This is a genomic window from Amycolatopsis tolypomycina (genome assembly GCF_900105945.1).
GTDB classification, from domain to species: domain Bacteria; phylum Actinomycetota; class Actinomycetes; order Mycobacteriales; family Pseudonocardiaceae; genus Amycolatopsis; species Amycolatopsis tolypomycina.
The window spans coordinates 6,011,537-6,033,999 of record NZ_FNSO01000004.1 but is presented as its reverse complement, the minus strand read 5'-3'; the positions used below and the strand labels follow the sequence as shown (position 1 = coordinate 6,033,999).

Genomic DNA, 22,463 nt, shown 5'->3' with positions numbered 1-22,463 from the left:
GCGGCCGCCGGCCCGTCCCCCGAACCTCCCCCAGGAACGAGTAGCGAAAGGACATCCGGTGACTGACACGACGGCCGTGATCGCCGACCTGACGACCGAGGCCGAGGGCGTGGACGCGCTCGTCGCCGGCCTTTCCGAGACCGACTGGGACACCCCGACCCCGGCGCCCGGCTGGACCGTGCGCCACCAGGTCGGGCACCTCGCCTTCATCTTCCGCATCGCGGGGCTCGCCGCGGCGCAGCCGGAAGCGTTCGTCGCGATGACGAAGTCGATCGGCGGTGACCTCGACGCCGCCGTCAACGGCGCCCTCCAGGAGTACCTCGGCGGGCCGGCGGAGGTCCTGCTCGGCCGCTGGCGTGCCGAGCGCGACCAGGGCATCAAGGCGCTCGCCGCGGTCCCCGGCACCGACCTCGTGCCGTGGCTGGTCAACCCGCTGCCGCCGTACGTGCTCGCCTGCGCGGGCATGATGGAGGTCTTCGCGCACGGCCAGGACATCGCCGACGCCCTCGGCGTCCGGCCGGTGCGCACCGACCGCCTCGCCCACCTCGTCGGGTTCGCCGTGCGCGTGCGCGACTTCGGGTACCAGGCGCGCGGCCTGACGCCGCCGGAGGAAGAGTTCCGCTTCGAGATCACCACGCCGTCCGGGCGGCTGCTGACCTTCGGGCCCGAGGACTCGCCGGAGCGCGTCACCGGCGGTGCCGAGGACTTCTGCCTGCTGGTCACCCGGCGGCGGCACCCCGACGACCTCGACGTGCGCGCCGAAGGCGGGCTGGCCCGGCAGTGGCTGGAGCTGGCCCAGGCGTACCGGGGCCCGGCGGGCGACGGACGCCGGCCGGGGCAGTTCCCGGCCTGATCAGTCCGCTGTGGACGGTCGAGGGCGGCGCGGCGGATTTGTTCACCGTTGCGCTACCCGCGGCCGGGGCAGGGAGAAAGAAGAAGCCGGGCGCGCGGGAGCCCATGCTGAAGCGGGCTTCGGCGACCGCGGGAACCCCGGCGGTACGCAATGAACGACCGGGCGGCGGGTGCGAACCCGCGCCGGACAGAACCGGGAGCCGTCGCCCTCGCGACGGACGGGCTCGAGAGCTATTTGGGAGTGCGGTGGCATGAGCGGTGAGCGGATAGCGATCGTCGGGATCGGACTGCGGTATCCGGACGCCCGTTCGCTGGACGAGCTCTGGGAGAACGTGCTGGCTGGCCGCCGCGCGTTCCGACGGCTGCCCGACGAACGGATGAACCGGGCGGACTACTACTCCCCGGATCCGGCGGCGCCGGACCGGTTCTACGCACAGAAAGCCGCGGTGCTCCGCGACTTCGAGTTCGACCGGGTCGCGTACAAGGTCGCCGGCAGCACCTTCCGGGCCACGGACACCACGCACTGGCTCGCGCTGGACGTCGCCGCCCAGGCCCTGGCCGACGCCGGGTTCCCCGAGGGCGACGGCGTGCCGCGGGAGGCGACCGGTGTCGTCATCGGCAACAGCCTGACCGGCGAGTTCTCGCGGGCGAACATCATGCGGCTGCGCTGGCCGTACGTCCGCCGGACCGTCGCCGCGGCACTGTCCGAGCGCGGCTGGGGCGACGACGAGACGGCGTCCTTCCTGCGGGAGCTCGAGGTCCAGTACAAGGAGCCGTTCCCGGAGATCAACGAGGACACCCTGGCCGGCGGCCTGGCGAACACGATCGCCGGGCGCGTCTGCAACTACTTCGACTTCGCCGGCGGCGGCTACACCGTCGACGGCGCGTGCTCCTCCTCGCTGCTTTCCGTGGTGAGCGCGGCCAACTCGCTGGCGCAGGGCGACCTCGACGTCGCCATCGCCGGCGGTGTCGACCTCTCGATCGACCCGTTCGAGGTGATCGGCTTCGCCAAGACCGGCGCGCTCGCCAAGCGCGAGATGAAGGTCTACGACGCCGACTCGAACGGCTTCTGGCCGGGCGAAGGCTCCGGCATGCTCGTGCTGATGCGCGAAAGCGACGCGATCGAGCAGGGCAAGCGCATCTACGCTTCGATCGGCGGCTGGGGCGTGTCCTCGGACGGCAAGGGCGGCATCACCCGGCCCGAGGCCGCCGGGCACCGGCTGGCCCTCAAGCGCGCCTACGACCGCGCGGGCTACGGCGTCGAGACCGTGTCCTACTTCGAGGGCCACGGCACCGGCACCGCGCTCGGCGACGCCACCGAGATCGAAGCCCTCTCCACCGCTCGCCACGCCGCCGACCCGCTGGCCGCCCCGGCCGCGCTGTCGACGATCAAGGGCAACATCGGGCACACCAAGGCCGCGGCGGGCGTCGCCGGGCTGATCAAGGCGACGCTCGCCGTGTACCACCAGGTGATCCCGCCTGCGACCGGCCACTTCGACCCGCACGAGAAGCTCACCGGCGACTCGGCGCGGATGTACGTGCCGCGCGAGGCCCAGCTGTGGCCGACCGACGCGCCGGTCCGCGCCGGTGTCTCGGCGATGGGCTTCGGCGGGATCAACTCGCACGTCACGGTCACCGAGGCGCCGGGCGCGCCCCGCAAGACCGAGCTCGACGAGCGGACCAGGGCACTGGTCTCCGGCCGCCAGGACGCCGAGCTGCTGCTGCTCGACGCCGACGACGTCGAGGCGCTGCGGGCCCGGATCACCGGCCTGCTGGAGATCGTGCCGAAGCTGTCGATGGCCGAGCTCACCGACCTCGCCGGGCAGCTGGCGGGCGAGCTCGCCAACCGGCCCGCCCGCGCCGCGGTCGTCGCGACCGGTCCGGAGGAGGCCGAGCGCAAGCTGACCCGCCTGCTCGAGCTGCTGGGCACCGACGGGTCCGTGTTCGCCGCGACCGACGGCATCTTCGCCGGGCACCGCGTCACCGAGCCGCGCATCGGCTTCCTGTTCCCGGGCCAGGGCTCCGGGCGGGCCGTCGACGGCGTGCTGCGCCGCCGGTTCACCGCCGCCGACGACGTCTTCCGCGCCGCGGGCCTGCCCACCGGCGCCGACCACGTCGCCACCGAGGTCGCCCAGCCGCGGATCGTCGCCGGCTCGCTGGCCGCGCTCCGGGTGCTCCGCTCTCTGGGCATCGAGGCGCAGACGGCGGCCGGGCACAGCCTCGGCGAGCTGACGGCGTTGCACTGGGGCGGTGCCCTGGACGAGCGCGCGGTGCTGCGGCTGGCCAAGGTCCGCGGCAAGGTGATGGCCGAAACCACCGCCGACGAAGGCGCCATGGCGGGCATCGCCGCGTCGCCGAGCCGCGCGGAGGAGCTGGGCCTGGGCTCCGACGTCGTCATCGCGGGCTACAACGCCCCCGAGCAGACGGTGATCTCCGGCCCGGCCGCGGCCGTCGACCGGGTGATCGCCCGCGCCCACGCCGCCGGGGTCACCGCGACCCGGCTCAAGGTGTCGCACGCGTTCCACTCGCCGCTGGTCGAGCCGGCCGCGACGGCGATGACCGCGCCGCTGGCGGAGATCCCGTTCTCCCGCCTGGAGCACGCCGTCGTCTCCACCGTCACCGGCGACGTCCTGCACGCCGCCGAGAACCTGCCCGAGCTGCTGCGCGACCAGATCGTGCTCCCGGTCCGCTTCCGCGAAGCCGCCGCCAAGGTGGCCGAGCGCAGCGACCTGGTGATCGAGGTCGGCCCGGGCCGCGTCCTGACGGGCCTGTTCGAGGAGATCGCGCCGGGCACGCCGGTGCTGGCCGTGGACACCGACAGCACCACGCTCAGCGCGGTGCTGCGGGTCGCCGGTGCCGCGTTCGCGGCCGGGGCGCAGCTGACCACGGACCCGCTGTTCGAGGGCCGGGCCGTCCGTTCGCTGCCCGAGGACGGCGTGTTCAACTTCCTCGCCAGCCCCTGCGAAGCGGCGCCCGAGATCGACAGCGAGCTCGCCGCGGAACTGGCGGCCGAGAAGGAGCAGGCGGCGTCGGAAGCCGCGGTCGAGGTCGGCGGCGGCGCCAACGCGACGCTCGACCTGCTGCGCAAGCTCGCCGCCGAGCGCGTCGAGCTGCCGCTGGAGACCGTCACCGCGGACACCCACCCGCTCGACGACCTGCACCTGTCGTCCATCACGGTCGGCCAGCTGGTCAACGACGTCACCCGGGCGCTGGGCCGCCCCGCGCTGGAGGGCATGCCGAACTTCGCGACGGTCTGCCTCGGCGAGCTGGCCGAGATGATCGACGAGCTGGCCCAGACCGCGAAGCCGGCCGAGACCGGCGGCAGCGAGGTCCCGGGCGCCGGCCCGTGGGTCCGGCCGTTCGCGGTCGAGTACGTGCCGGCCCCGCGGCCGGTGGCCGACCTGACGCCGGGCCTCGGCCAGGCGCGCTGGGAGGTCTTCTCGACGCCGGGGCACCCGCTGGCCGAGCCGCTGCGCGCGGCGCTGGCCCGCGCGGGCGCCGGGGACGGCGTGCTGCTCTGCCTGCCCGCCGACTGCGACGCGAGCCACGCGGGGCTGTTCCTCGAAGCCGGTCGCGCCGTCATGGCCGCGCCCAACGGCACGCGCTTCGTCGTCGTGCAGCACGGTCTCGGCGCCTCCGGGCTCGCGAAGACCCTGCGGCTCGAGGACCCGTCGGCCCGCACCACGATCGTCGACCTGGCCGACCCGGCCCCGGCCGACCCGGCCGCGATCGCCGACGCGGTCAAGGTCGTCGTCGCCGAGGTCGCCGCGACCACGGACTTCGCCGAGGTCCGCTACGGCGTCGACGGCGGCCGGACGGTGCCGCGCCTGGTGGCGGTCGCCCCGGCGCCCACCGGCCCGATCCCCGAGTCGCTGGAGGCGGGCGACGTCCTGCTCGTCACCGGTGGCGGCAAGGGCATCACCGCGGAAAGCGCGCTGGCGCTGGCCAAGGACTCCGGCGCGAAGCTCGCCCTGCTCGGCCGGAGCGACCCGGCCGACGACAGCGAGCTGGCCGAGAACCTCGGCCGGATGAAGGCCGCGGGCATCGACTACCGCTACGAGCGCGCCGACGTCACCTCGGGCACGCAGGTGGCCGACGCGATCGCCCGGATGCAGGCCGAGCTGGGCCCGGTCACGGCGGTGCTGCACGGCGCCGGGCGCAACGAGCCCGCCGCGTTGTTCAGCCTCACCGAGGACACCTTCCGCAAGACACTCGCCCCGAAGATCGGCGGCCTCAACGCGGTCCTCGACGCGATCGACAAGAGCAAGGTCAAGCTGCTGGTCACCTTCGGCAGCATCATCGGCCGGGCCGGCCTGCGCGGCGAGGCGCACTACGCCACGGCCAACGACTGGATGACCGAGCTGACCCTGCGCTTCGGCCGCGAGTACCCGCAGGCGCGGGCGGTCGCGCTGGAGTGGTCGGTCTGGTCCGGCACCGGCATGGGCGAGAAGCTCGGCGTGGTCAGCGCCCTCAAGCGCGACGGCATCACGCCGATCCCGACCGAGGACGGCATCGCCATCCTCAAGCAGGCGCTGGCCGACCCGGCGGTGCCGCCGGTGCTGGTCGTCTGCGGCCGGACCGGTGGGCTGGCGACGCTGCCGATCCAGCGCAAGGAACTGCCGCTGACCCGGTTCGTCGACCGCGCGGTCGTGCACTACCCGGGTGTCGAGCTGATCACCGAGGCGGACCTGTCCGCCGGCTCGGACCCGTACCTGGCCGACCACCTGCTCGACGGGCAGCTGCTGTTCCCGGCGGTGATCGGGATGGAGGCGATGACCCAGGTCGCCGCCGCCACCCTCGACACCGGCGGTGCGCCGGTACTGTCCGACGTGGAGTTCCTGCGCCCGATCATCGTCTCGCCGGGCGGGTCCACCACGATCCGGCTGGCCGCGGTCGCCCGCGACGCCGACACCGTCGACGTGGTGCTGCGCAGCGACGAAACCGGGTTCAGCGCCGACCACTTCAAGGCCCGCCTGAGCTTCGCGCGGCCCGCGGAGATCGGCCCGAAGCAGGCCCGTGACACCGACGTCCCGTCGGTGCCGGTGGAGCCGCTGTCCGAGCTGTACGGCACGGTTCTGTTCCAGGGCAAGCGGTTCCAGCGGGTCGTCGGCTACCGGCGGGCGAGCGCCCGGCACGCGGTCGCCGAGATCGCGACCACGGCCGACCACGACTGGTTCGCCCCGTTCCTGCCCCAGCAGCGGCTGCTGGCCGACCCGGGCACACGGGACGCGATGATGCACGCGATCCAGTGCTGCGTCCCCGACGCGACGCTGCTGCCGCAGGGCATCGAGAAGCTGCACCTGGCCCAGCCGGGCGCCCAGCACCCGGAGTACGTGCTGCTGGACGCCAAGGAGCGGCTGCAGGACGGCGACAGCTACGTCTACGACCTCGACGTCCGCAACCCGGACGGCGAGCTGGTGGAACGCTGGGAAGGCCTGATGCTGCGGGCGGTCCGCAAGACCGACGGGGCCGGGCCGTGGGTGCCCTCGATGCTCAGCTCCTACCTGGAGCGGGCGTGCGAGCGGTTGCTCGGCGGCACCCGGTCGGTGGTCCTGGAGCCCGACCCGGCAGGCGTCGAGGTCGGCGGCATCGCCGAACGGCGGGCGCAGACCGCGCTGGCCGCGAGCCGCGCGTTCGACCGGCCGGTCGAGATCCGCTACCGGCCGGACGGCAAGCCGGAGATCGACGGCGGCACGATCACCGCGTCGCACAGCTCCCGGCTGACCCTCGTCGTGGCCGGCACCGGACAGGTGACCTGCGACGTCGAGACGGTGCTCGAGCGGACCGAGGAGGACTGGGGCGGGCTGCTCGGCGAGGACCTGCTCTCGGTCGGCAGGCTGCTGGCCGCCGACGCGGGCGAGCCGATCGCCGTGGCGAACACCCGGGTGTGGAGCGCCCTGGAATGCGTCCGCAAAACGGGCGCGATGACCGAGTCCCTGACCGTGCGCCGCGTGGAAGCCGACGGCTGGGCCCTGCTGGCCTGCGGGTCGGCGCGGATCGCGACCTGGGCCACGACCGTCAACGACCGGACCGAGCCGGTGGTCTTCGCGGTGCTGCAGGCAGAGGAGAACTGAGCATGTCCGACTACTACGAGATCCGCCACACGGTCGGCTTCGAAGAGACGAACCTGGTGGGCAACGTCTACTACGTGAACTACGTGCGCTGGCAGGGCCGGTGCCGCGAGATGTTCCTGAAGGAGAAGGCCCCGGCGGTGCTCGAGGAGGTCCGCGACGACCTCAAGCTCTTCACCCTCAAGGTGGAGTGCGAGTTCTACGCCGAGATCACCGCGTTCGACGAGCTGTCCATCCGGCTGCGGCTGGAGGAGCTCACCTCGACGCAGGTCCAGTTCGCCTTCGACTACGTGCACCTGCACCCGGACGGCGAGCGGCTGGTCGCCCGCGGCCGGCAGCGGATCGCCTGCATGCGCGGCCCGAACACGGCGACCGTGCCGTCGCGGGTGCCCGAGCAGCTGCGCGAGGCGCTGGCGCCGTACACGACCAGCGCGGTGAACGGCAGGGGAGCGTGACGTGGCCGACGCCGGGGAAACCAACGACCGGGCGGTCCTGAAGCGGCTGCCCACCCCACCGGGGCGGCGGCACCTGTCCACCCAGACCGGGTTGCGCGAGGTGATGGCGCAGTTCGCCACGGGGGTCACGGTCCTCACCGCGGGCGGCGAGTCGGGCCACGGCATGACGGCCAACGCGTTCTCGTCCGTCTCGCTGGAGCCGCCGATGGTGCTGTGCTGCGTGTCCCGGGCCGCCCGGATGCACGCCGCCATCACCGAAGCCGGCTCGTACGCCGTGAACATCCTGGCGGCCGACCAGCAGGACCTGTCCAAGTACTTCGCCGACTGGCGCCGTCCCGCCGGGATGGCCCAGTTCGACCCGGTGGCCTGGACGCCGGGGGCGAAGACGGGGGCGCCGCTGCTGGCGGGCGCGCTGGCGTGGCTCGAGTGCGAGCTCGAGGCGGCCTACGAAGGCGGTGACCACTCGATCTTCCTCGGCCGCGTGGTCACCTCCAGCCGCGGCACGGGCGACAACTCGCTCGTGTTCTACGGCGGCGGCTACCACGAAGTCGACGGTCGCGCCCGCGCGGCCTGAGCGGGAGGAATGCGATGTTCGTCGCGGTGACCGGGGGCACCGGGTTCCTCGGTGCGCACACCGTGCGGGCCCTGCTGCGGCACGGCCACCGGGTCCGGCTGCTCGCCCGGCGGCCGGACCGGGTGGCGGCCGCGCTGGCCCCGCTCGGCATCGCCCCGGAGCAGGTCGACGTCGTCCCCGGCGACGTCACCGACCCGGCGGCGGCCGCCCGGCTGGTGTCCGGTGTGGACGGTCTCCTGCACGCGGCGGGCGTCTACACCTTCGACCCCCGCCGCCGCGCCGAACTGCGCCGGGTGAACGAGCACGGCACGGAGGTCGTGCTCGCCGCGGCCCGGGCCGCGGGCGTCGCCCGCATCGTCCACGTGTCGACGGTGGGGACGCTGTACCCCGCAGCGGCCCCGTCGATCGGGCCGGGTACCCCGCCCGGCTCGTCACGGGAGCCGTACCTGGCCTCGAAAACGGCGGCCGAGCGGATCGCGGGGGAGTATGGCGCGACGATCACCCGCCCCCCGGCCCTGCTCGGCCCGCACGACCCGCACCTGGGCGACCAGAACGCCCGGCTGCGAGACCTGCTGCGCGGCCTGATGCCCCTGTGGCCGACGGGCGGCTTGCCCCTCGGCGACGTCCGCGACAACGCGGAGCTGCACGCCCGCCTGTTCGACGGCGTGGACGGGACGGAGTTCTTCGGCCCCGGAACGTTCGTGACGACTCGGGAGTATTTGGCAGCGGTGCGCGAGGTGACGGGCCGCCGCCTCCCGGCGGCGTTCTTCCCGGCCCGGGCGCTGACCGTCGCGGGCCGGGCCGCGGACGTGCTTCAGCGGTGCTGGCCGGGGCGCCTCCCGGTCCAGTACGGCGCGATCCACGTGTGCGCGGTCGCGGTACCGGTCGAGCCGGCGGCCCCGAGTGCCGGGGTGGTTGCTCGGCCGTTGGCGGAGACCTTGGCGGACACCGTGCGCTGGCTTGCCGGGAGCGGGGCGCTCGCGCCGCGCCGGGCGGGCCGGGCGGTGGCTGGTTTCGGTGCTGCCGCCGGGGTGCCCGCGCGGCCTGCCGCCGAGGTGGCTGCGCCGGCTGCCGGTGTGGCCGCGCAAGCTATCGACCTGGGTGTGCCTGCGTCGGTCGCCGAGGTGTCCGCGCAGGCTGCGGGCCCGGGTGTGCCTGCTCCCGCCGCCGAGGTGTCCGCGCGGCCTGCGGGCGTGGCCGGCTCTGCCCCGGCCGGTGTGCCCGCGCGGCCGGGTGCGTCTGCCGCCGCCGGGGTGCCCGCGCGGCAGGCGGACTCCGTGCCCGGCTCCGCCCCGCACGACCGGGAAGCCCTTTCTTCGACAGCCCCACCAGCCGGCCCCGCCGGGTCCGGCGCGACCGGAAAGGCACTGCCATGACCGCGCACGAGGAGACCGACGACACCACGCGCCCGGTCCGGGCCGTCCCGGACCCGCCTGCCGAGCCGGTGGTCGCGGCGGTGCCCGCCATCACCCGGCCGATGCCGCGGCTGGGCCGCGGGATCGTGTGGAGCATGATCGTCGCCGAGATCGAGCAGGACAACCTGGAGCGTCTCGGCCGGCTCAGGGACGCCGCGTGAGCGTTCCGTCCGACGCCGGCGCCCGGCCGCTCGACGACGCCGAAGTGGTGCCCCTGCCCGACGGCGACCGCCGCGGGCCGGGGCACCACCGGCGTTCCGTGCCCAGCGGCGACGCCCAGGTCATCTCGCTGCACCCGGTCGCCGAGCCGGAGCCGGGCATGCCGCTGCTGCGCAAGCGGCGCGACGAGCTGGCCGCGCACGTCGCCGAGGGCCGGATGGACGCCGTGCGGCGCCAGCACTCCCTCGGCAAGTTCACCGCGCGCGAGCGGCTCGCGCTGCTGCTCGACGACGACTCCTTCACCGAGATCGAGCCCTACCGGCGCCACCAGGCCCGCGGGCTCGGCCTCGAGGACAACCGCCCCTACACCGACGGCGTGGTGGCGGGCTCCGGCACGATCGACGGCCGTCGCGTGTTCGTCTACGCCCAGGACTTCACCGTGTTCGGCGGGTCGCTGGGCGAGGCGCACGCGGCCAAGATCCACAAGGTCCTGGACCTCGCCGTGGCCACCGGCTCGCCGGTGATCGCGCTCAACGACAGCGGCGGCGCGCGCATCCAGGAAGGCGTGATGGCGCTCAACGGCTACGGCGGCATCTTCCGCCGCCAGGTCGAGGCGTCCGGGGTGATCCCGCAGATCAGCGTCATCCTCGGGCCGTGCGCGGGCGGCGCGGCGTACTCGCCGGCACTGGCCGACTTCACGTTCATGGTGCGCGACACCGGCTGGATGTTCCTGACCGGCCCGGACGTGGTCGAGGCGGTGACCGGCCGCCGCGTGACGCACGACGAGCTCGGCGGCGCGGACACCCACGGCCGCCACTCCGGCGTCGCGACGGTCGTCCACGACGACGAGGAGAGCTGCCTCGCCGACGTCCGGTACCTGGTGTCCCTGTTGCCCCGCAACTACCTCGAGCAGCCCCCGGCGACGCGCGAGACGGGCGCGACGGCGGACTGGCGGCCGCGGCTGGCCGAGCTGGTGCCGTCGGAGCCGAACCGCCCGTACGACATGCGGGACGTGTTCTCGGAGATCGCCGACGACGGCGAGTTCTTCGCGCTGCACGAAACGTGGGCCCCGAACGTCCTGTGCGCGCTGGCCCGCATCGACGGCCGGGTGGTCGGCCTGGTCGCCAACCAGCCGTGCGTGCTCGCCGGCGTCCTGGACGGCCCGGCCTCCCAGAAGGCGGCCCGGTTCGTCCGGTTCTGCGACGCGTTCGGCATCCCGCTGGTGACGCTCGTCGACGTCCCTGGCTTCCTGCCCGGGGTGGACGAGGAGCGCAGCGGCATCATCCGGCAGGGCGCGCAGCTGCTGCACGCGTACTGCGAGGCGACGGTCCCGCGCGTCCAGGTGATCCTGCGCAAGGCGTACGGGGGCGCGTACATCGTGATGGACAGCCGGTCCATCGGCTGCGACCTGTCACTGGCGTGGCCGACGAACCAGATCGCGGTGATGGGGGCGGAGGGCGCGGTGAACGTGCTGTTCCGCCGCGAACTGGCCGCGGCCCCGGACCCGGCGGCGTTGCGGGCGAAGCTGGTCGCGGAGTACGTCGCGGAGTACCTGAACCCCCAGTACGCGGCCGAGCGCGGCTTGATCGACGACGTGATCGACCCGGCCGACACCCGCGCGGCGATCGCCCGCGGGCTGGCGATGTTGCAGGACAAGCGCAAGCCGGGCCCCCAGCGCAAGCACGGCAACCATCCGATCTGAGCGGTTGAGGAATCCGATGCCAGCAACCGAACCCACCCGCCCGAGGCTGAGGGTGGTCCGCGGCCTGCCGGACGACGCCGAGCTGGCGGCGGTGGTCGCGGCTCTGCTGGTCGTGTCGGCTGCGGGTCCGTCGTCACCGGTGCCGGCACGCTCGGCGTGGGCGGCACCGGGGGCCCGCAGGGACGCACCGAGAACGGCGGGCCCGGACGCCTGGCGCCTGTCCGGCTTACCCCTCTGAGGCGGGTTTCGGACGACTCGTTCGTGTCGTGGGACGGCATGAACGAGTCGTTCACGCCGGTAGGGGCCGTGGTGGCGGAGGCGCGGGGAAGGGGTGCTGGCACCCTACGCTGATCTGTCGCATCAGTGTGACATTTTAAGTGCCTCACGAATGTGCCTTTTATGCATAGGGTCGGAGAGGGGAGTCAACGCCGCCTCGACGTGCGCGCCCCCGCGGGGGCGCGAGGCCGTGTCCTGCCGCTCGCCTGCAGCGCCCAGTAGCCGGCCCTCAGGCCGCCTCGTCCAGGTCGAACGCGTCATACGCGTCGAACTCGTCGCTGTCCCACGCGGCGACCGGCAGCCGCCGCACGGGGGCGGGGTCCTCCGGACGGGTCCGCTCGCTCACCCGATCGGTCCGGATCCGGGCGGCACCGTCGAAACCACCCTCGGCTTCGGCGAAGATCTTCCGGAGACGCTCGTTCATCCTGCACCTCGGCGGTCGTGGCCGGTTCATGTCCGTCCAGTTCACCGTGCCGGTGCCGGGGCGTGCGTCTCGCCCCCTGCGGACCGGGAACCTCGATCGCGGCGCGACGGGGCCTCGACCCCGGGAGCGCACCATGGACGGCGTGCAGGAGTGAGACGGAGGTAACACGATGACCCTTCCCGCCATCCGGAACGACCGCGAGCTGATCGAAGAGGCGCTGGGCGTCCCCGCGCCGCGCACCGCCCCCGAGGCGGCGCCCGCTCCGGCCGAAGCTCCGGCGCAGCGCGAGTACCTCACCGACACGATCGTCCTGGGATACAACTGATTCCGGCCGCGAGGCCGCAAGATCCGAGATGCCGCAGACGACGGGCAGCAGCCAGACTGGAAGCTGTTTCGCCCTTGGTTCGTCGCGCTCGGTAGGGAGGCCAGCGGATGGCTATGCACCTCCGGCTCACGGCGGGTGTCGAGCTGCTCGACAAATGGGCGGAATCCGCTACACAAGCCGAACGAAATGTTCTCTACGAAGCCTTGTTCGCCATCGGCGACGGTTCCGTATTCCTCATTTACGACGTTTTCGGCGACCCCGATGACATTTCCAATTTCATCGTGATGGTCAAAGCGGATCTGATGGTGAAGATCAACGTGCAGCGCGCCGAATCGGCGTTCGACGTCCTCTACGTCGGCACCCTCGACGACGACGCGACCGCCAACGCCGCCGAGATCGCGGCCGAGCTCGCCGCCGACGTCGTGGTCGACGCGGACGTCGACGACGGCTGACTCCGCCGCTTCCCGCAGTGCCCCTTGGCCCGAACGGCCGTATTCGACTCGCGCGAGCGGCCGTCCCCACTTGTACGGATGGCCCTCCCGGACGTGCATTCGTCATCTTGACGTCTCTCCGGCCGTGTGGAACTCTCGGGCTTGTTCGCAGTTCATGGGGGTTCTCGGGGGCAAAAACAAGGAGGCTGCCGATGTCTTCACCGGAATTCGCGGGATTGGACGTTTCCGGGCGGGTGCGGGCGCGGGACATCCAGATGGCGGGGGTGGCCGACGTCCGCCGCCGCGTGCTGATGATCTCCGGCGCCATCGACACCTCCGACCACGACGTCTCGGTCACCGTCAACCTGCCCGAGCCGGGGCGCTGGCAGATCATCAAGTCCGAGACCAACCTGACCGACCAGACCTGGGTCGCGATGCAGGTCGTGATGGACGCCGAGTCGACCTTCGTCAACGACCCCGAGACGCTCGTGATGTCACGGCAGTTCTCGAAGTCGTTCATGACGCCCGACCAGCGGCGGCTGACCTTCTACGGCGGTGAGGTCCGCCCGGGCGAGGCCGTCCTCAAGGTCTACGAGATGGAGACGAGCGCGCGCAAGCCGGCGTACTCCTACTCGCGGTACAGCCCGATCGCGACCGACAGCTTGGAGCAGTCCCAGCAGACGCTGGAAGAGCTGGTCCAGAACGGGATGGCGCGACGGCCGATGGTCGAGCTCATCGTCCCGGTCACCGTGATCGGCTGACCCGGGTGCCGTCCGGACGCCGGGGGAGCCGGTGACCACCTTCATCCCCGGGCCGCACCTGCTGGAGTCGCCCCGGGGCCGTGACTGGCCGCGGCTGCCCGCCGCGCCCGTGGCCGCGCAGGACCCGATGCCGCCGTCGCGGGCCGACGTCGTCGTCGTGGGCGCCGGCCCGGCCGGGCTCGCGGTGGCGTCGGCGCTCTGGCACCACGGGGTGCCCGACGTCGTCGTGCTCGACCGCGGGGGCCGGCCGTGCCGCCGGTTCTTCGACCGGGTCGACCTGCTCGGCCAGCGGGTGCTGCGCTCGCCGTACGAGCACCACCCCGGTGTCGAGGGCTACCGCGACTGCGAGCTGCTGGACTTCGCCCGGCTGCACTGGGCGCGGCTGACGCCGGTGGAGCGCCGGGAGGTCCGGATGGCGCAGGCCGGGCACCGCTCGGTCGTGCCGGTGGACGTCTTCGAGGCCTACTGCGACCACCTCGTCGCCACGCACGACGTGGCCGGGCGGACGTGGCGGGCCACCGTCCGCGAGGTCCTGCCGGGGACGTCCGACGTCACCGTGCGGACCGACCGGGGCACCGTCACCGCCCGGCACGTCGTGCTCTGCCCCGGCGAGGAGCGCCGCGAGGCGCCGCGCGAGTGGTGGGGCGGCGGCGCCGCCCCGCCCGGCGTGGCCTACTGGGACGAGCGGCCCGCGTCCGGGGGCGAACGCCAGGTCGTCGTGGGCGCCGGGCTGACCTCGGCGCACCTGATCTCGAACGCGCTCGCGGCCGGCCGCGAGGTGCACTGGGTGATCCGGGAGCCGGGCGAGCGCTACCAGTGCGCGGACGTCAACTCGAAGTTCTTCCGGCCCGAGGGCCGGGCCCGCATCGGCAACGTCGGCTGGGACGACCGGCTGGGGCTGCTCGCGCAGTTCCGGCGCGCGTCGATCATGTTCGAGTTCCGCCCGCTGCTCGAGCGGGCCGAAGCCGAGGGCCGCCTGGTGGTGCACCGCGGGGAAGCGGTCACCGGGGTGGCGGCCGCGACCGGCGGCACGGCCGTCGTGCGGCTGGCCGGCGGGCAGCGGGTCGGGGGTGACTGCGTCGTGCTCGCGCTGGGCACGACGCCGGAGACCGGCCGGGGGCTGCTGCCCGAGGAGGTCGTCGGCGAACGGGACGGCTGGCCGTCGCTCGACGAGCGCACGCTGGCCTACACCTACGCGCCGCGGGTGTCCGTGGTCGGCGCGGCCGCGGGCATGGTGCTCGGCCCGGCGGCCCGCAACATCGACGGCCACCGCGTCGCCACCGCCCGCGTCGCCGACGCGATCGCGCGGGGCGTGCGCGGCGGGACGCTCGCCGCCGCGCCGGTCCGGGCCGAGGTGGGTGCCGGTGTCTGAGCAGGAACCGTACGACTCGCGCTTCACCCTGCCCGACGTCGACGCGTGGCCCGAGACCGAGGTCGGGGTGATCCTGCTGGGCCTGGAGCCCGACCGCCTGGTCGCCGGGCTCGGGTTCGCCACGCTCGCCGACGACCCGGCGCTGGTCACCCAGGCGGTCGACCAGGCGCGGCACGGCGTCTTCGCCGCCGACATCGTCGGGCTGACCGAGGCGGGCCTGCTGCGGTGGCGGGCGCTGCGGCCGGTGCTCGACGCCGTGCCGGGGCGCCCGGCCGCGGGTGCCCTGCGGCAGGAGTGGGCGAACTCGGCCGACCTGGTGGCGGTCGCCGTGCCGGGCGTCGGGCCCGCCGCGCTGGCGTACCTGACGGCCTGCTGGATCCGCCGGGACGAAATCGACCGGCTCGCCGACCGAAAGGAACCCGATGTCCTACCTGAAGTCGCTCCCGGCTGAGACCACCCTGCTCCAGGTGTTCCAGGCCTACCCGGGACCGGCCCGGCACCTGCTGGCGTTCCACGAAACGCTGCTGCGCGGGGAATCGCCGTTCACGCCCGGCGAGCGGGAAATGATCGCGGCCTACGTGTCCGGCGTGAACGCCTGCGATTACTGCCACGGCATCCACACCGTGACAGCCGAGGCGTTCGGCGTGCCGGAAGGGGTGCTGGCGGCGGCCGTGGCGGACCTGGAAACGGCGCCGGTGGACGACAAGCTGAAGCCGGTGCTCGCCTACGTGGGCAAGCTGACGCGCACGCCGGCGCGGATGACCGAGGCCGACGCCGAGGCCGTGTTCGCGGCGGGCTGGGACGAGCGGGCCCTGCACGACGCCGTGCTCGTCTGCGCGTTGTTCAACTTCATGAACCGGATGGTCGAAGGCCTCGGCATCGAGGCCGACGCGGCGTACACGACGACGTCCGGGGAGCGGCTGGCCGAGGGCGGTTACGCCGGGCTCTCGGGCCTGCTCGCCGGTTGACCGAAAAGGCCGTCACCACCGCGGTGGTGACGGCCTTTTCGCGCGCTCAGGCGGCTTCGCGGCGGCCGATGTCCGGAGTGGACGGAGCCGAGTCCGCTGTGGACAGCCGGTGGCCCAGCCAGTCCTCGTGGTCGAGCAGGCGCAGGCGCTCGTCTTCGGTGCGCGCCACCCGGCGCATCGACAGCCGCAGCAGCGGCGGGGCCATCACCGACGTGACGATCGCGACCAGCACCACCATCGTGTAGGTGGCCGTGTTGAGCACGCCGAGCCGGAGGCCGGTCATCGCCACGATCACCTCGATCACGCCGCGGCTGTTCATCCCCGCGCCGAGCGCGAGCCCTTCCCAGCGGCTGAGCTTGCTGATCCGCGCGCCGATGTAGGCGCCGACGAACTTGCCGACGATGGCCAGCGCCAGCAGGGCGATCGCGGCGATCGCGGTGGTCGGGTGCCACAGCGCGGTCAGGTCCATCCGCAGGCCGGCCGTGGCCAGGAACAGCGGCGCCAGCACGGAAAGCACGACCGTGCGCAGCGGCGCGAGCTTCGGCTGCGCCGAGCGCGACTGCGCGATCAGGATGCCGCCGACGAACGCGCCGAACACCGGCTCCATGTGGAGGCTCTGGGTCGCGGCGCCGAACGCCAGCAGGATGATGACGGCCATGCCGACCGCCGGGCCCGGCTCCGGGCGGCGGGCCGCCATGTCCATCAGCTTCCGCACCACCACGCGGCCGACCGTCCCGGCCAGCGCGACGAAGCCGAGCAGGTAGCCCACCGACAGCGAGACGATCCCGGCGGTGACGCCGACCGTGGCCGCCGCGGAGACCACCGACAGCAGCAGCCAGCCGACCACGTCGTCGACCATGCCCGCCGCCAGTGTCAGCTGGCCGATGTTGCGGTGCAGCAGGCGCATGTCGGTGAGCGTCTTGGCGATCACCGGGATCGCGGTGACGCACATGGCGACGCCGATGAACAGGGCGAACACCCAGCGGCTGGAGTTGCCGCCGAGCAGCGAACCGGGCAGCACGAACCCGAGCGCGATGCCCAGGCCCAGCGGCAGCAGCAGCCCGAAGAGGCTGACGGTGACCGCGACCCGGCCCTGGCGGCGCAGGATCCGCGTGTCGAGGTGGGTGCCGGTGATGCCGACCAGCAGCAGCACGGCGAACTGGCCGACGGCGTCGATCAGGTGGATCTGCTCGGCCGGCTGGGTGGGCAGCAGCCAGTTCGAGATGCCCGGCGCGAGGTGGCCGAGCAGGGTCGGGCCCAGCAGCATGCCGGTGACGAGCTCGCCGACGACGGACGGCAGCCCGAAGCGCTCGCCGAGGCGGCCCAGCAGCCGGGCCAGGGTCAGGAGGACCAGCAGGCCCAGCAAAAACAACAGAAGGGGTTGTGGCGCGATCGGCGCCACGGGAGCGGCAAGGTGCATGGTCGACCTCCACGAGTACTTCGTCAGCCGAATTGTTCCGGCGGACCGCCGGTGCGGGCGTCTCGATTCGTGCGGATCTCACGAATTCGCGCTGCAATTCGCCGGATTGTCCTTTTTTCGGGAGGATTACCGTAGGATCCGGGCAGGGGTCCGATTTTCCTGAAATGCACCGTAATGAGGGGAGTTTCTCCATGGGCAAGAAAATCCGCAGACTCGCGACCGTGGTGGCGGCGGCCGCCGGGCTGGTGGCCGCGACCGCGCCGGCGGCGTCCGCCGCGGCCCCGGTTCACCTGTTCGCGGCACCGACGTTCGCCTTGTCCGCCAACGCCACCGTTGCCGCCGTCGTCACCGGCCTGCCCGCGAACGGGACGTTCTGGGTCGGCGAATGCGGCTGGGTGCCGACGGGCTGCGCGGGGAACCCGGCGACGGTCGTGGAGGTCCACAGCGACGCGAACGGTGTCGCGTTCACGACGATCGTGGCGCAGAAAGTGTACGTCGGCAATATCGGCGACGGTGTCGACGTGACGGTCGACTGCGCCGCCGTGCAATGCACGCTGGGGGTGTACGACGTTTCCGTGACGGCGCTGGACCGCGTGAACATCCATTTCCGCTGACCGCCGGTCGTGAGTGGTGAAGCGCGTTCTAACCCGCTTTACCACTCACGACGGGCGCGGGGTCAGGAGGCGAGGATCTGCGCGGCGCGGGTGTCGTCGCCGCCGTCGTGCGCGGCCAGCAGGTCGGCGAACCGGTCCGCGGGCAGGATGCGGACGCCCAGCTCGGCCGCCTTGTCCGCCTTGCTGCCGGAGCCTTCGCCGACGACGACCAGGTCCGTCTTCGCCGAGACCGACCCGGACGCCGTGCCGCCGAGCCGTTCGACGGCCTGGTTGCCTTCGTCGCGGTTCTTCAGGCCGGGGACGGCGCCGGTGACGACGACCCGCATCGGCGAGCCGTCCGGCTTGCGCAACGGGAGCACGGTGGCCGCGGCCGGCGGCGGGGTGGCGTCCGGCTCGGTCATCGTGAGGCCGCGGGCCTCGAGCTTCGCGATGACCCCGGCCAGCTCGGCCAGCTCGCCCGCGATCGTCTCGGCGCGTTCCCGCCCGACGCCTTCGACCTCCTGCAGCTGCTCGGGGGTGGCCGCGAGCAGCGCGTCCATCGAGCCGAAGTGCCGCGCCAGCCGCCGCGAGACCGCCCGCCCGGCCATCCGGATGCCGAGCCCGGTCAGCAGGCTCGACAGGGGGCGCTTCTTCGTGCCCGCGATCGCCGCGACGAGCTTGCCGCCGGAGATCTCGCCGAGCCCGTCGAGCGCCGCGAGCCGCGGGACGTCGAGGTCGTAGAGGTCGGCCGGGTCGGCGACGAGCCCCTCGGCCACCAGCAGGTCGATGATCTTGCCGCCGAGGCCCTCGATGTCCATCGCCTCGCGCGTGGCGTAGTGGGCCAGGATCTTGCGCGCGCCGCAGGCCCGGCCGCCGGTGCAGCGCCAGCGGATCTGCGAGCGGTCGATCTCGGAGCCGCAGTCCGGGCAGACCTCGGGCGGGGTGAACGGCTGGGCGTCCTTCGGCCGTTCGTCGAGTTTGGCGCCGGTGATCTCGGGGATCACGTCACCCGCGCGGCGCACGAACACGGTGTCGCCGACGCGGACGTTGCGCCGCTCGAGGTCGTCGAAGTTGTGCAGGGTCGCCGAAACGACCTTCACGCCGTCGATGAACACCGGTTCGAGCGTGGCGACCGGGGTGATCACGCCGGTGCGGCCGACCTGGACGTCGATCGAGAGCAGCCGCGTGCTGCGCGTGTCGGCGGGGAACTTCACGGCCACGCCCCAGCGCGGCGCCTTCGTCGACGCCCCGGCGGCGTCGCGGTCCTCGGGCCGGTCGGCCTTGATGACCGCGCCGTCGACGCCGAAGCCGAGCGACCCGCGCAGGTCCCGGATCTCCGCGACGGCCGCCTCGATCTCTTCGGTGCCGCGGCAGACCTTCAACGCCGGCTTGCAGCCCGACGTCGTCGCGACGCCGAGCTTTTCCAGCTCCGCCATCGCTTTCGAGTGCGTGCCGTCGTCGGCGAGCCCCTGCACGGCGTAGGCGACGAACGACAGCGGCGCGGAGTAGGCGCGGTCGATCGCGCGCAGCGTCCCGGCCGCGGCGCTGCGCGGGTGCGCGAACGCCGGCTCGCCGTGCCCGGTGCGGAGCTCGTTGGCCGTCCGGAAGTCCTCGTCGGTCATGAAGACCTCGCCGCGGACCTCGATCGTCCGGGGTGAGGAGAGCTTGGCGGGCAGGCCCTTGGCCAGGATGGCCCGGGTGGTGACGTCCTCGCCCATCGTGCCGGTCCCGCGGGTGAGGACGAGGGTCAGCCGCCCGCGGGAGTACCGGGCCGCGACGGCGAGGCCGTCCAGCTTCGGCTCGACCGTGTACGCGGTGACGGGGTGGTCGAGGACGCGTTCGAGGCGGGCCGCCCACTTGCGCAGGGACTCGGTGTCGAAGACGTTGTCCAGGCCCAGCATCGGCGTGCTGTGCGGGATCTCGGTGCCCGGCGCGACGCCGGCGCCGACGGCCTCGGTCGGGGTGTCGGCGGGCTTCCACGCCGGGTGCGCGGCCTCGGTCGCGATCGCGCGGGCCAGCAGGGCGTCGTAGGCGTCGTCGTCCATGCGGACGTCCGAGCCGGCGTAGTAGGCGGCCGCGGCGGCGCGGATCTCGTCGAGCGCCTGCTCGTACCGGGCGGCCGACGGGAACGGCTTCGCCTTCGCCGGGTCGACGGGGTCCCCGGTGCCGGGGGGAAGTGCCGTGGTCATCGCCGATCCCTCGCTCCTCGGCCGTAGGAAGGGCCGGACGGGCCCACCGGGGACGCTAGTCCCGCCGGCGGCGGCCGCCATCTCCGAAAATGCCGTGAAGGCCACCCCGGTCGCCCGGGGTGGCCTTCACGCCGGGCACGCTCAGCCCTTGACGGGGCTGCTCTGGTGCGAGAACAGGCTCAGGTCGCCTTCGCCGTTGCGGACGACGACCCAGACCGCCCGGATCTGGTTCTCCGGCGCGATCTCCGACTCACCGGGGCGGATGATCCCGCCTTCGGTGATCGCGATCGCGATGTCCGGCTCCAGGAACTTGACCTCCAGCGGCCAGCCGTACACGTGCGCGCCCTTCAGCGGTCCCGAGAACCCGGCGCGCATGTAGTCGCGGATCTCGTCGCGGCTGGTGAGCTGGTTGTCCTGCAGCAGCAGGCTGCCGTTGGCCGTGAAGACGTCGGCGAACTTGTCGGCGTCGTTCAGCAGCCAGGCGTCCTGGATGCGCTGCGGCACGGTGAGGACGGCCTTTTCGTCCGCGCTGGTGAACCCGCGGTAGAAAGAGGTGTCCTCGTCGACTCCGTGTGCGGCGAGGATCGCCGTGGCGTCGCCCCACGAATTGGTCGGCACAATGATCTCCTGGTCTTTTCGGTTACCAGCGGAGCGTGGCGCCGGCGCCGCGCGGGCTGTTCTGGTAGACGGCCAGCTGCCATTCGTTGTCGCGCTTGACGACGACCCAGGTCGAGCGGACGGCGAGCTCTTCGTCGATTTCGGTCTCGCCGGGGGCGAGGATGCCGCCGTGCGTGCGGATCAGCGCGACGGTGTCCGAAACGAACCGGAGGTTGACCGGCTTGCCCGTGACGCCGGTGCCCTTGAACGGGCCGGCGTAGGCGGCGGCCATGAAGGCGCCGATCTCGTCACGGCCCTTCTTCAGCACGTCACCGGGGAGGATGAGGATGCCGTCCTCGGTGAAGGCCTTGGCGACACCGTAGCCGTCGTTCTTGGTCCAGGCGGCGATCAGGCGCAGGGGGACGTCGAGGGCTTCCTTTTCCTTTTCGGAGGTGAAGGGCCCGTAGTAGTCGTCCAGTTTGGCCTGCTCGTCAGAAGTGGGTGCGGACACTGTTGCTTCTCCTTCGATCGGTCGGCCAACCAACGGCGGGGGTTACGATCGGCCCATACGGCGTTCATGGTCACACGCGCCGCGGTGCGGAAACCTCTCCTGAGTTGCCGGTGTTGCGGCGCGATTCCGCGCAGGCCAGGAGATGCGGCGGGGTGGTGGTTCCCGGAATCCTGGCCACGGAGATTCGAGCCACATTCGTCAGCCAAGGAGAGCCGGATGTCCGAGAAGGCTTCGTCCCTCGTCGCGGGGGCCAAACAGTGGGCCACCTACTACGGGAAGTTCACCCAGGGCGAGGAGAGCGCCGCGGTGACCGCGCAGCTGCGCGCCCGCGCGGCGTGGGACGCGAACGACGCCGGCGCGTTCGCGGAGTCGTTCGCCGAGAACGGCAGCATCCTCGTCGACGACGAGCAGATCAACGGCCGGGACGCGATCCTGGCGTTCTTCAGCGAGGCCTTCGGGGCCACGCTGTCGGGCACCAAGCTGGTGACCGAGCCGATCGAGGTCAAGGTCCTCGAGCCGGGGGTGGCGGTGGTCATCACCGACGGCGGCGTCCTGTACGAGGGCGAGACCACGGTCCCGGTGGAGCGCACGGTCCGCGGCACGTGGGTGGTCGCCCAGCTCGACGGCGAGTGGCGCCTGGTTTCCCAGCAGACCAGCCCGGTCAAGGGCTGAGGGGACGGACATGACTGAACGCACGGGAGTGGTGACGTTCCGCGGGAACCCGGTCACGTTGCTGGGCCCCGAGATCGCGGTCGGCGACCAGGCCCCGGACTTCACGGCCCTGGCCACCGACATGCGCCCGGTCCGGTTTTCCGAGCTGGGTGGAACCCGGGTGATCTCGGTGGTTCCGTCGCTGGAGACCCCGGTGTGCGACCTGCAGACGCGCAGGTTCAACGAGAGCGTCACGCAGCTGGGCGAAGCCACGGTGCTGACGATGTCGGTGGATCTCCCGTTCGCCCAGGCCCGCTGGTGCGGCGCGGCGGGGGTCCAGGGGGTGCAGACCCTGTCGGACCACCGCGACGTCTCGTTCGGCCTGGCGTACGGCGTGCTGATCAAGGAGTTCCGCCTGCTGTCGCGAGCGGTGTTCGTGGTGGACGCGACGGGAACGGTGGTCCACGCGGAGTACGTCCCGGAGGTCGGCCAGGAGCCGAACTTCGACGCGGCGATCGTGGCCGCCCAGGGAGCGGAGACCGCTCGCACGACCGAGGGCCGCGCAGCCTGACTGTCCACGCACGGGACGGTCATCCCGCGAAGGCCGCCAACCGGGTCCCCCTGCACCCGGTGGCGGCCTTCGCTTTTGCCCTTTTCCGGGAGCACCGGGAACGCCGAAACGGGCCCCGCGACCACCAGTGGTCGCGGGGCCCGTTG

22 protein-coding genes are annotated in these 22,463 nt (G+C 72.9%); 17 read left to right on the top strand and 5 right to left on the bottom strand.

The annotated features are described in order from the left end of the window. Positions 1–58 precede the first annotated feature (58 nt). The 8 genes from BLW76_RS37235 to BLW76_RS37200 all read left to right on the top strand — a co-directional run bounded on the left by BLW76_RS37235 (position 59) and on the right by BLW76_RS37200 (position 11,466). The gene (locus BLW76_RS37235) at positions 59–853 is read left to right on the top strand and encodes a TIGR03084 family metal-binding protein (RefSeq protein ID WP_091316458.1); all 795 of its coding nucleotides are present in this window, start codon (positions 59–61) and stop codon (positions 851–853) included. Between the two features lie 250 nt (positions 854–1,103). Continuing rightward, entirely contained in the window at positions 1,104–6,926 is a 5,823-nt protein-coding gene (locus tag BLW76_RS37230) for a type I polyketide synthase (protein WP_091316456.1), read from the top strand. 2 nt (positions 6,927–6,928) lie between these two features. Continuing rightward, positions 6,929–7,378 (top strand): acyl-CoA thioesterase, encoded by a 450-nt coding sequence (locus tag BLW76_RS37225; protein WP_091316455.1) that lies wholly within the window; start codon positions 6,929–6,931, stop codon positions 7,376–7,378. Between the two features lies 1 nt (position 7,379). Continuing rightward, a complete protein-coding gene (locus BLW76_RS37220) occupies positions 7,380–7,952 on the top strand; it encodes a flavin reductase family protein (protein WP_091316453.1) in 573 nt (190 codons plus the stop codon). Positions 7,953–7,966: 14 nt separating this feature from the next. Continuing rightward, positions 7,967–9,328 carry an SDR family NAD(P)-dependent oxidoreductase gene (locus tag BLW76_RS37215; protein ID WP_091316451.1) on the top strand — a complete coding sequence of 454 codons (1,362 nt, stop codon included), beginning with the start codon at positions 7,967–7,969 and terminating at the stop codon, positions 9,326–9,328. Next, positions 9,325–9,528: a DUF6222 family protein gene (locus BLW76_RS37210; RefSeq protein WP_091316450.1), complete on the top strand. Its 204-nt coding sequence runs from the start codon at positions 9,325–9,327 to the stop codon at positions 9,526–9,528. The genes BLW76_RS37215 and BLW76_RS37210 overlap by 4 nt, the downstream gene beginning before the upstream one ends. A 158-nt stretch (positions 9,529–9,686) precedes the next feature. Next, a complete protein-coding gene (locus tag BLW76_RS37205; protein ID WP_425266067.1) occupies positions 9,687–11,228 on the top strand; it encodes an acyl-CoA carboxylase subunit beta in 1,542 nt (513 codons plus the stop codon). A gap of 16 nt (positions 11,229–11,244) precedes the next feature. Further along, positions 11,245–11,466 (top strand): acyl-CoA carboxylase epsilon subunit, encoded by a 222-nt coding sequence (locus BLW76_RS37200; protein ID WP_091316447.1) that lies wholly within the window; start codon positions 11,245–11,247, stop codon positions 11,464–11,466. A 267-nt stretch (positions 11,467–11,733) separates the two neighbouring features. Here BLW76_RS37200 and BLW76_RS37195 read toward each other — a convergent pair whose 3' ends face one another. Then, entirely contained in the window at positions 11,734–11,928 is a 195-nt protein-coding gene (locus tag BLW76_RS37195; protein WP_091316445.1) for a hypothetical protein, read from the bottom strand. Between the two features lie 169 nt (positions 11,929–12,097). Here BLW76_RS37195 and BLW76_RS48995 point away from each other — a divergent pair, with 169 nt between their 5' ends. The 6 genes from BLW76_RS48995 (at position 12,098) to BLW76_RS37170 (ending at position 15,785) form a co-directional block, all read left to right on the top strand. Further along, complete coding sequence (locus BLW76_RS48995; protein ID WP_167384865.1) at positions 12,098–12,253, top strand: hypothetical protein; 156 nt, start codon at positions 12,098–12,100, stop codon at positions 12,251–12,253. 107 nt (positions 12,254–12,360) lie between these two features. Then, positions 12,361–12,705: a DUF6235 family protein gene (locus BLW76_RS37190; protein ID WP_244170493.1), complete on the top strand. Its 345-nt coding sequence runs from the start codon at positions 12,361–12,363 to the stop codon at positions 12,703–12,705. Positions 12,706–12,959: 254 nt separating this feature from the next. Further along, the gene (locus BLW76_RS37185) at positions 12,960–13,445 is read left to right on the top strand and encodes a DUF6423 family protein (RefSeq protein WP_167385049.1); all 486 of its coding nucleotides are present in this window, start codon (positions 12,960–12,962) and stop codon (positions 13,443–13,445) included. A 31-nt stretch (positions 13,446–13,476) separates the two neighbouring features. Then, positions 13,477–14,817 (top strand): NAD(P)-binding protein, encoded by a 1,341-nt coding sequence (locus tag BLW76_RS37180; RefSeq protein ID WP_091316443.1) that lies wholly within the window; start codon positions 13,477–13,479, stop codon positions 14,815–14,817. Further along, positions 14,810–15,268 carry a DUF6187 family protein gene (locus BLW76_RS37175; protein WP_091320360.1) on the top strand — a complete coding sequence of 153 codons (459 nt, stop codon included), beginning with the start codon at positions 14,810–14,812 and terminating at the stop codon, positions 15,266–15,268. Before BLW76_RS37180 ends, BLW76_RS37175 begins: the two co-directional genes overlap by 8 nt. Then, a complete protein-coding gene (locus BLW76_RS37170; protein WP_091316441.1) occupies positions 15,240–15,785 on the top strand; it encodes a carboxymuconolactone decarboxylase family protein in 546 nt (181 codons plus the stop codon). The genes BLW76_RS37175 and BLW76_RS37170 overlap by 29 nt, the downstream gene beginning before the upstream one ends. Positions 15,786–15,831: 46 nt before the next feature. Here BLW76_RS37170 and BLW76_RS37165 read toward each other — a convergent pair whose 3' ends face one another. After that, entirely contained in the window at positions 15,832–17,157 is a 1,326-nt protein-coding gene (locus BLW76_RS37165) for a cation:proton antiporter (protein WP_244170491.1), read from the bottom strand. A gap of 239 nt (positions 17,158–17,396) precedes the next feature. Here BLW76_RS37165 and BLW76_RS37160 point away from each other — a divergent pair, with 239 nt between their 5' ends. Next, positions 17,397–17,819 carry a neocarzinostatin apoprotein domain-containing protein gene (locus tag BLW76_RS37160; RefSeq protein ID WP_143060757.1) on the top strand — a complete coding sequence of 141 codons (423 nt, stop codon included), beginning with the start codon at positions 17,397–17,399 and terminating at the stop codon, positions 17,817–17,819. A 62-nt stretch (positions 17,820–17,881) separates the two neighbouring features. On the opposite strand, the gene ligA is transcribed toward BLW76_RS37160, so the two are convergent. The 3 genes from ligA to BLW76_RS37145 form a co-directional block, all read right to left on the bottom strand. Then, entirely contained in the window at positions 17,882–19,987 is a 2,106-nt protein-coding gene (gene ligA / locus BLW76_RS37155; protein ID WP_091316436.1) for an NAD-dependent DNA ligase LigA, read from the bottom strand. A gap of 141 nt (positions 19,988–20,128) precedes the next feature. Next, a complete protein-coding gene (locus BLW76_RS37150; protein WP_091316435.1) occupies positions 20,129–20,605 on the bottom strand; it encodes an SgcJ/EcaC family oxidoreductase in 477 nt (158 codons plus the stop codon). A gap of 22 nt (positions 20,606–20,627) precedes the next feature. Then, positions 20,628–21,095: an SgcJ/EcaC family oxidoreductase gene (locus tag BLW76_RS37145; protein WP_091316433.1), complete on the bottom strand. Its 468-nt coding sequence runs from the start codon at positions 21,093–21,095 to the stop codon at positions 20,628–20,630. A gap of 216 nt (positions 21,096–21,311) precedes the next feature. Between BLW76_RS37145 and BLW76_RS37140 the strand changes: the two genes are divergently transcribed. Both BLW76_RS37140 and tpx read left to right on the top strand, forming a co-directional pair. Beyond that, positions 21,312–21,767, top strand: a complete 456-nt coding sequence (locus BLW76_RS37140) for an SgcJ/EcaC family oxidoreductase (protein ID WP_167384864.1) — start codon at positions 21,312–21,314, stop codon at positions 21,765–21,767. 10 nt (positions 21,768–21,777) lie between these two features. Beyond that, the gene (gene tpx, locus BLW76_RS37135) at positions 21,778–22,317 is read left to right on the top strand and encodes a thiol peroxidase (RefSeq protein ID WP_091316430.1); all 540 of its coding nucleotides are present in this window, start codon (positions 21,778–21,780) and stop codon (positions 22,315–22,317) included. The last annotated feature ends 146 nt before the right edge of the window (positions 22,318–22,463 follow it).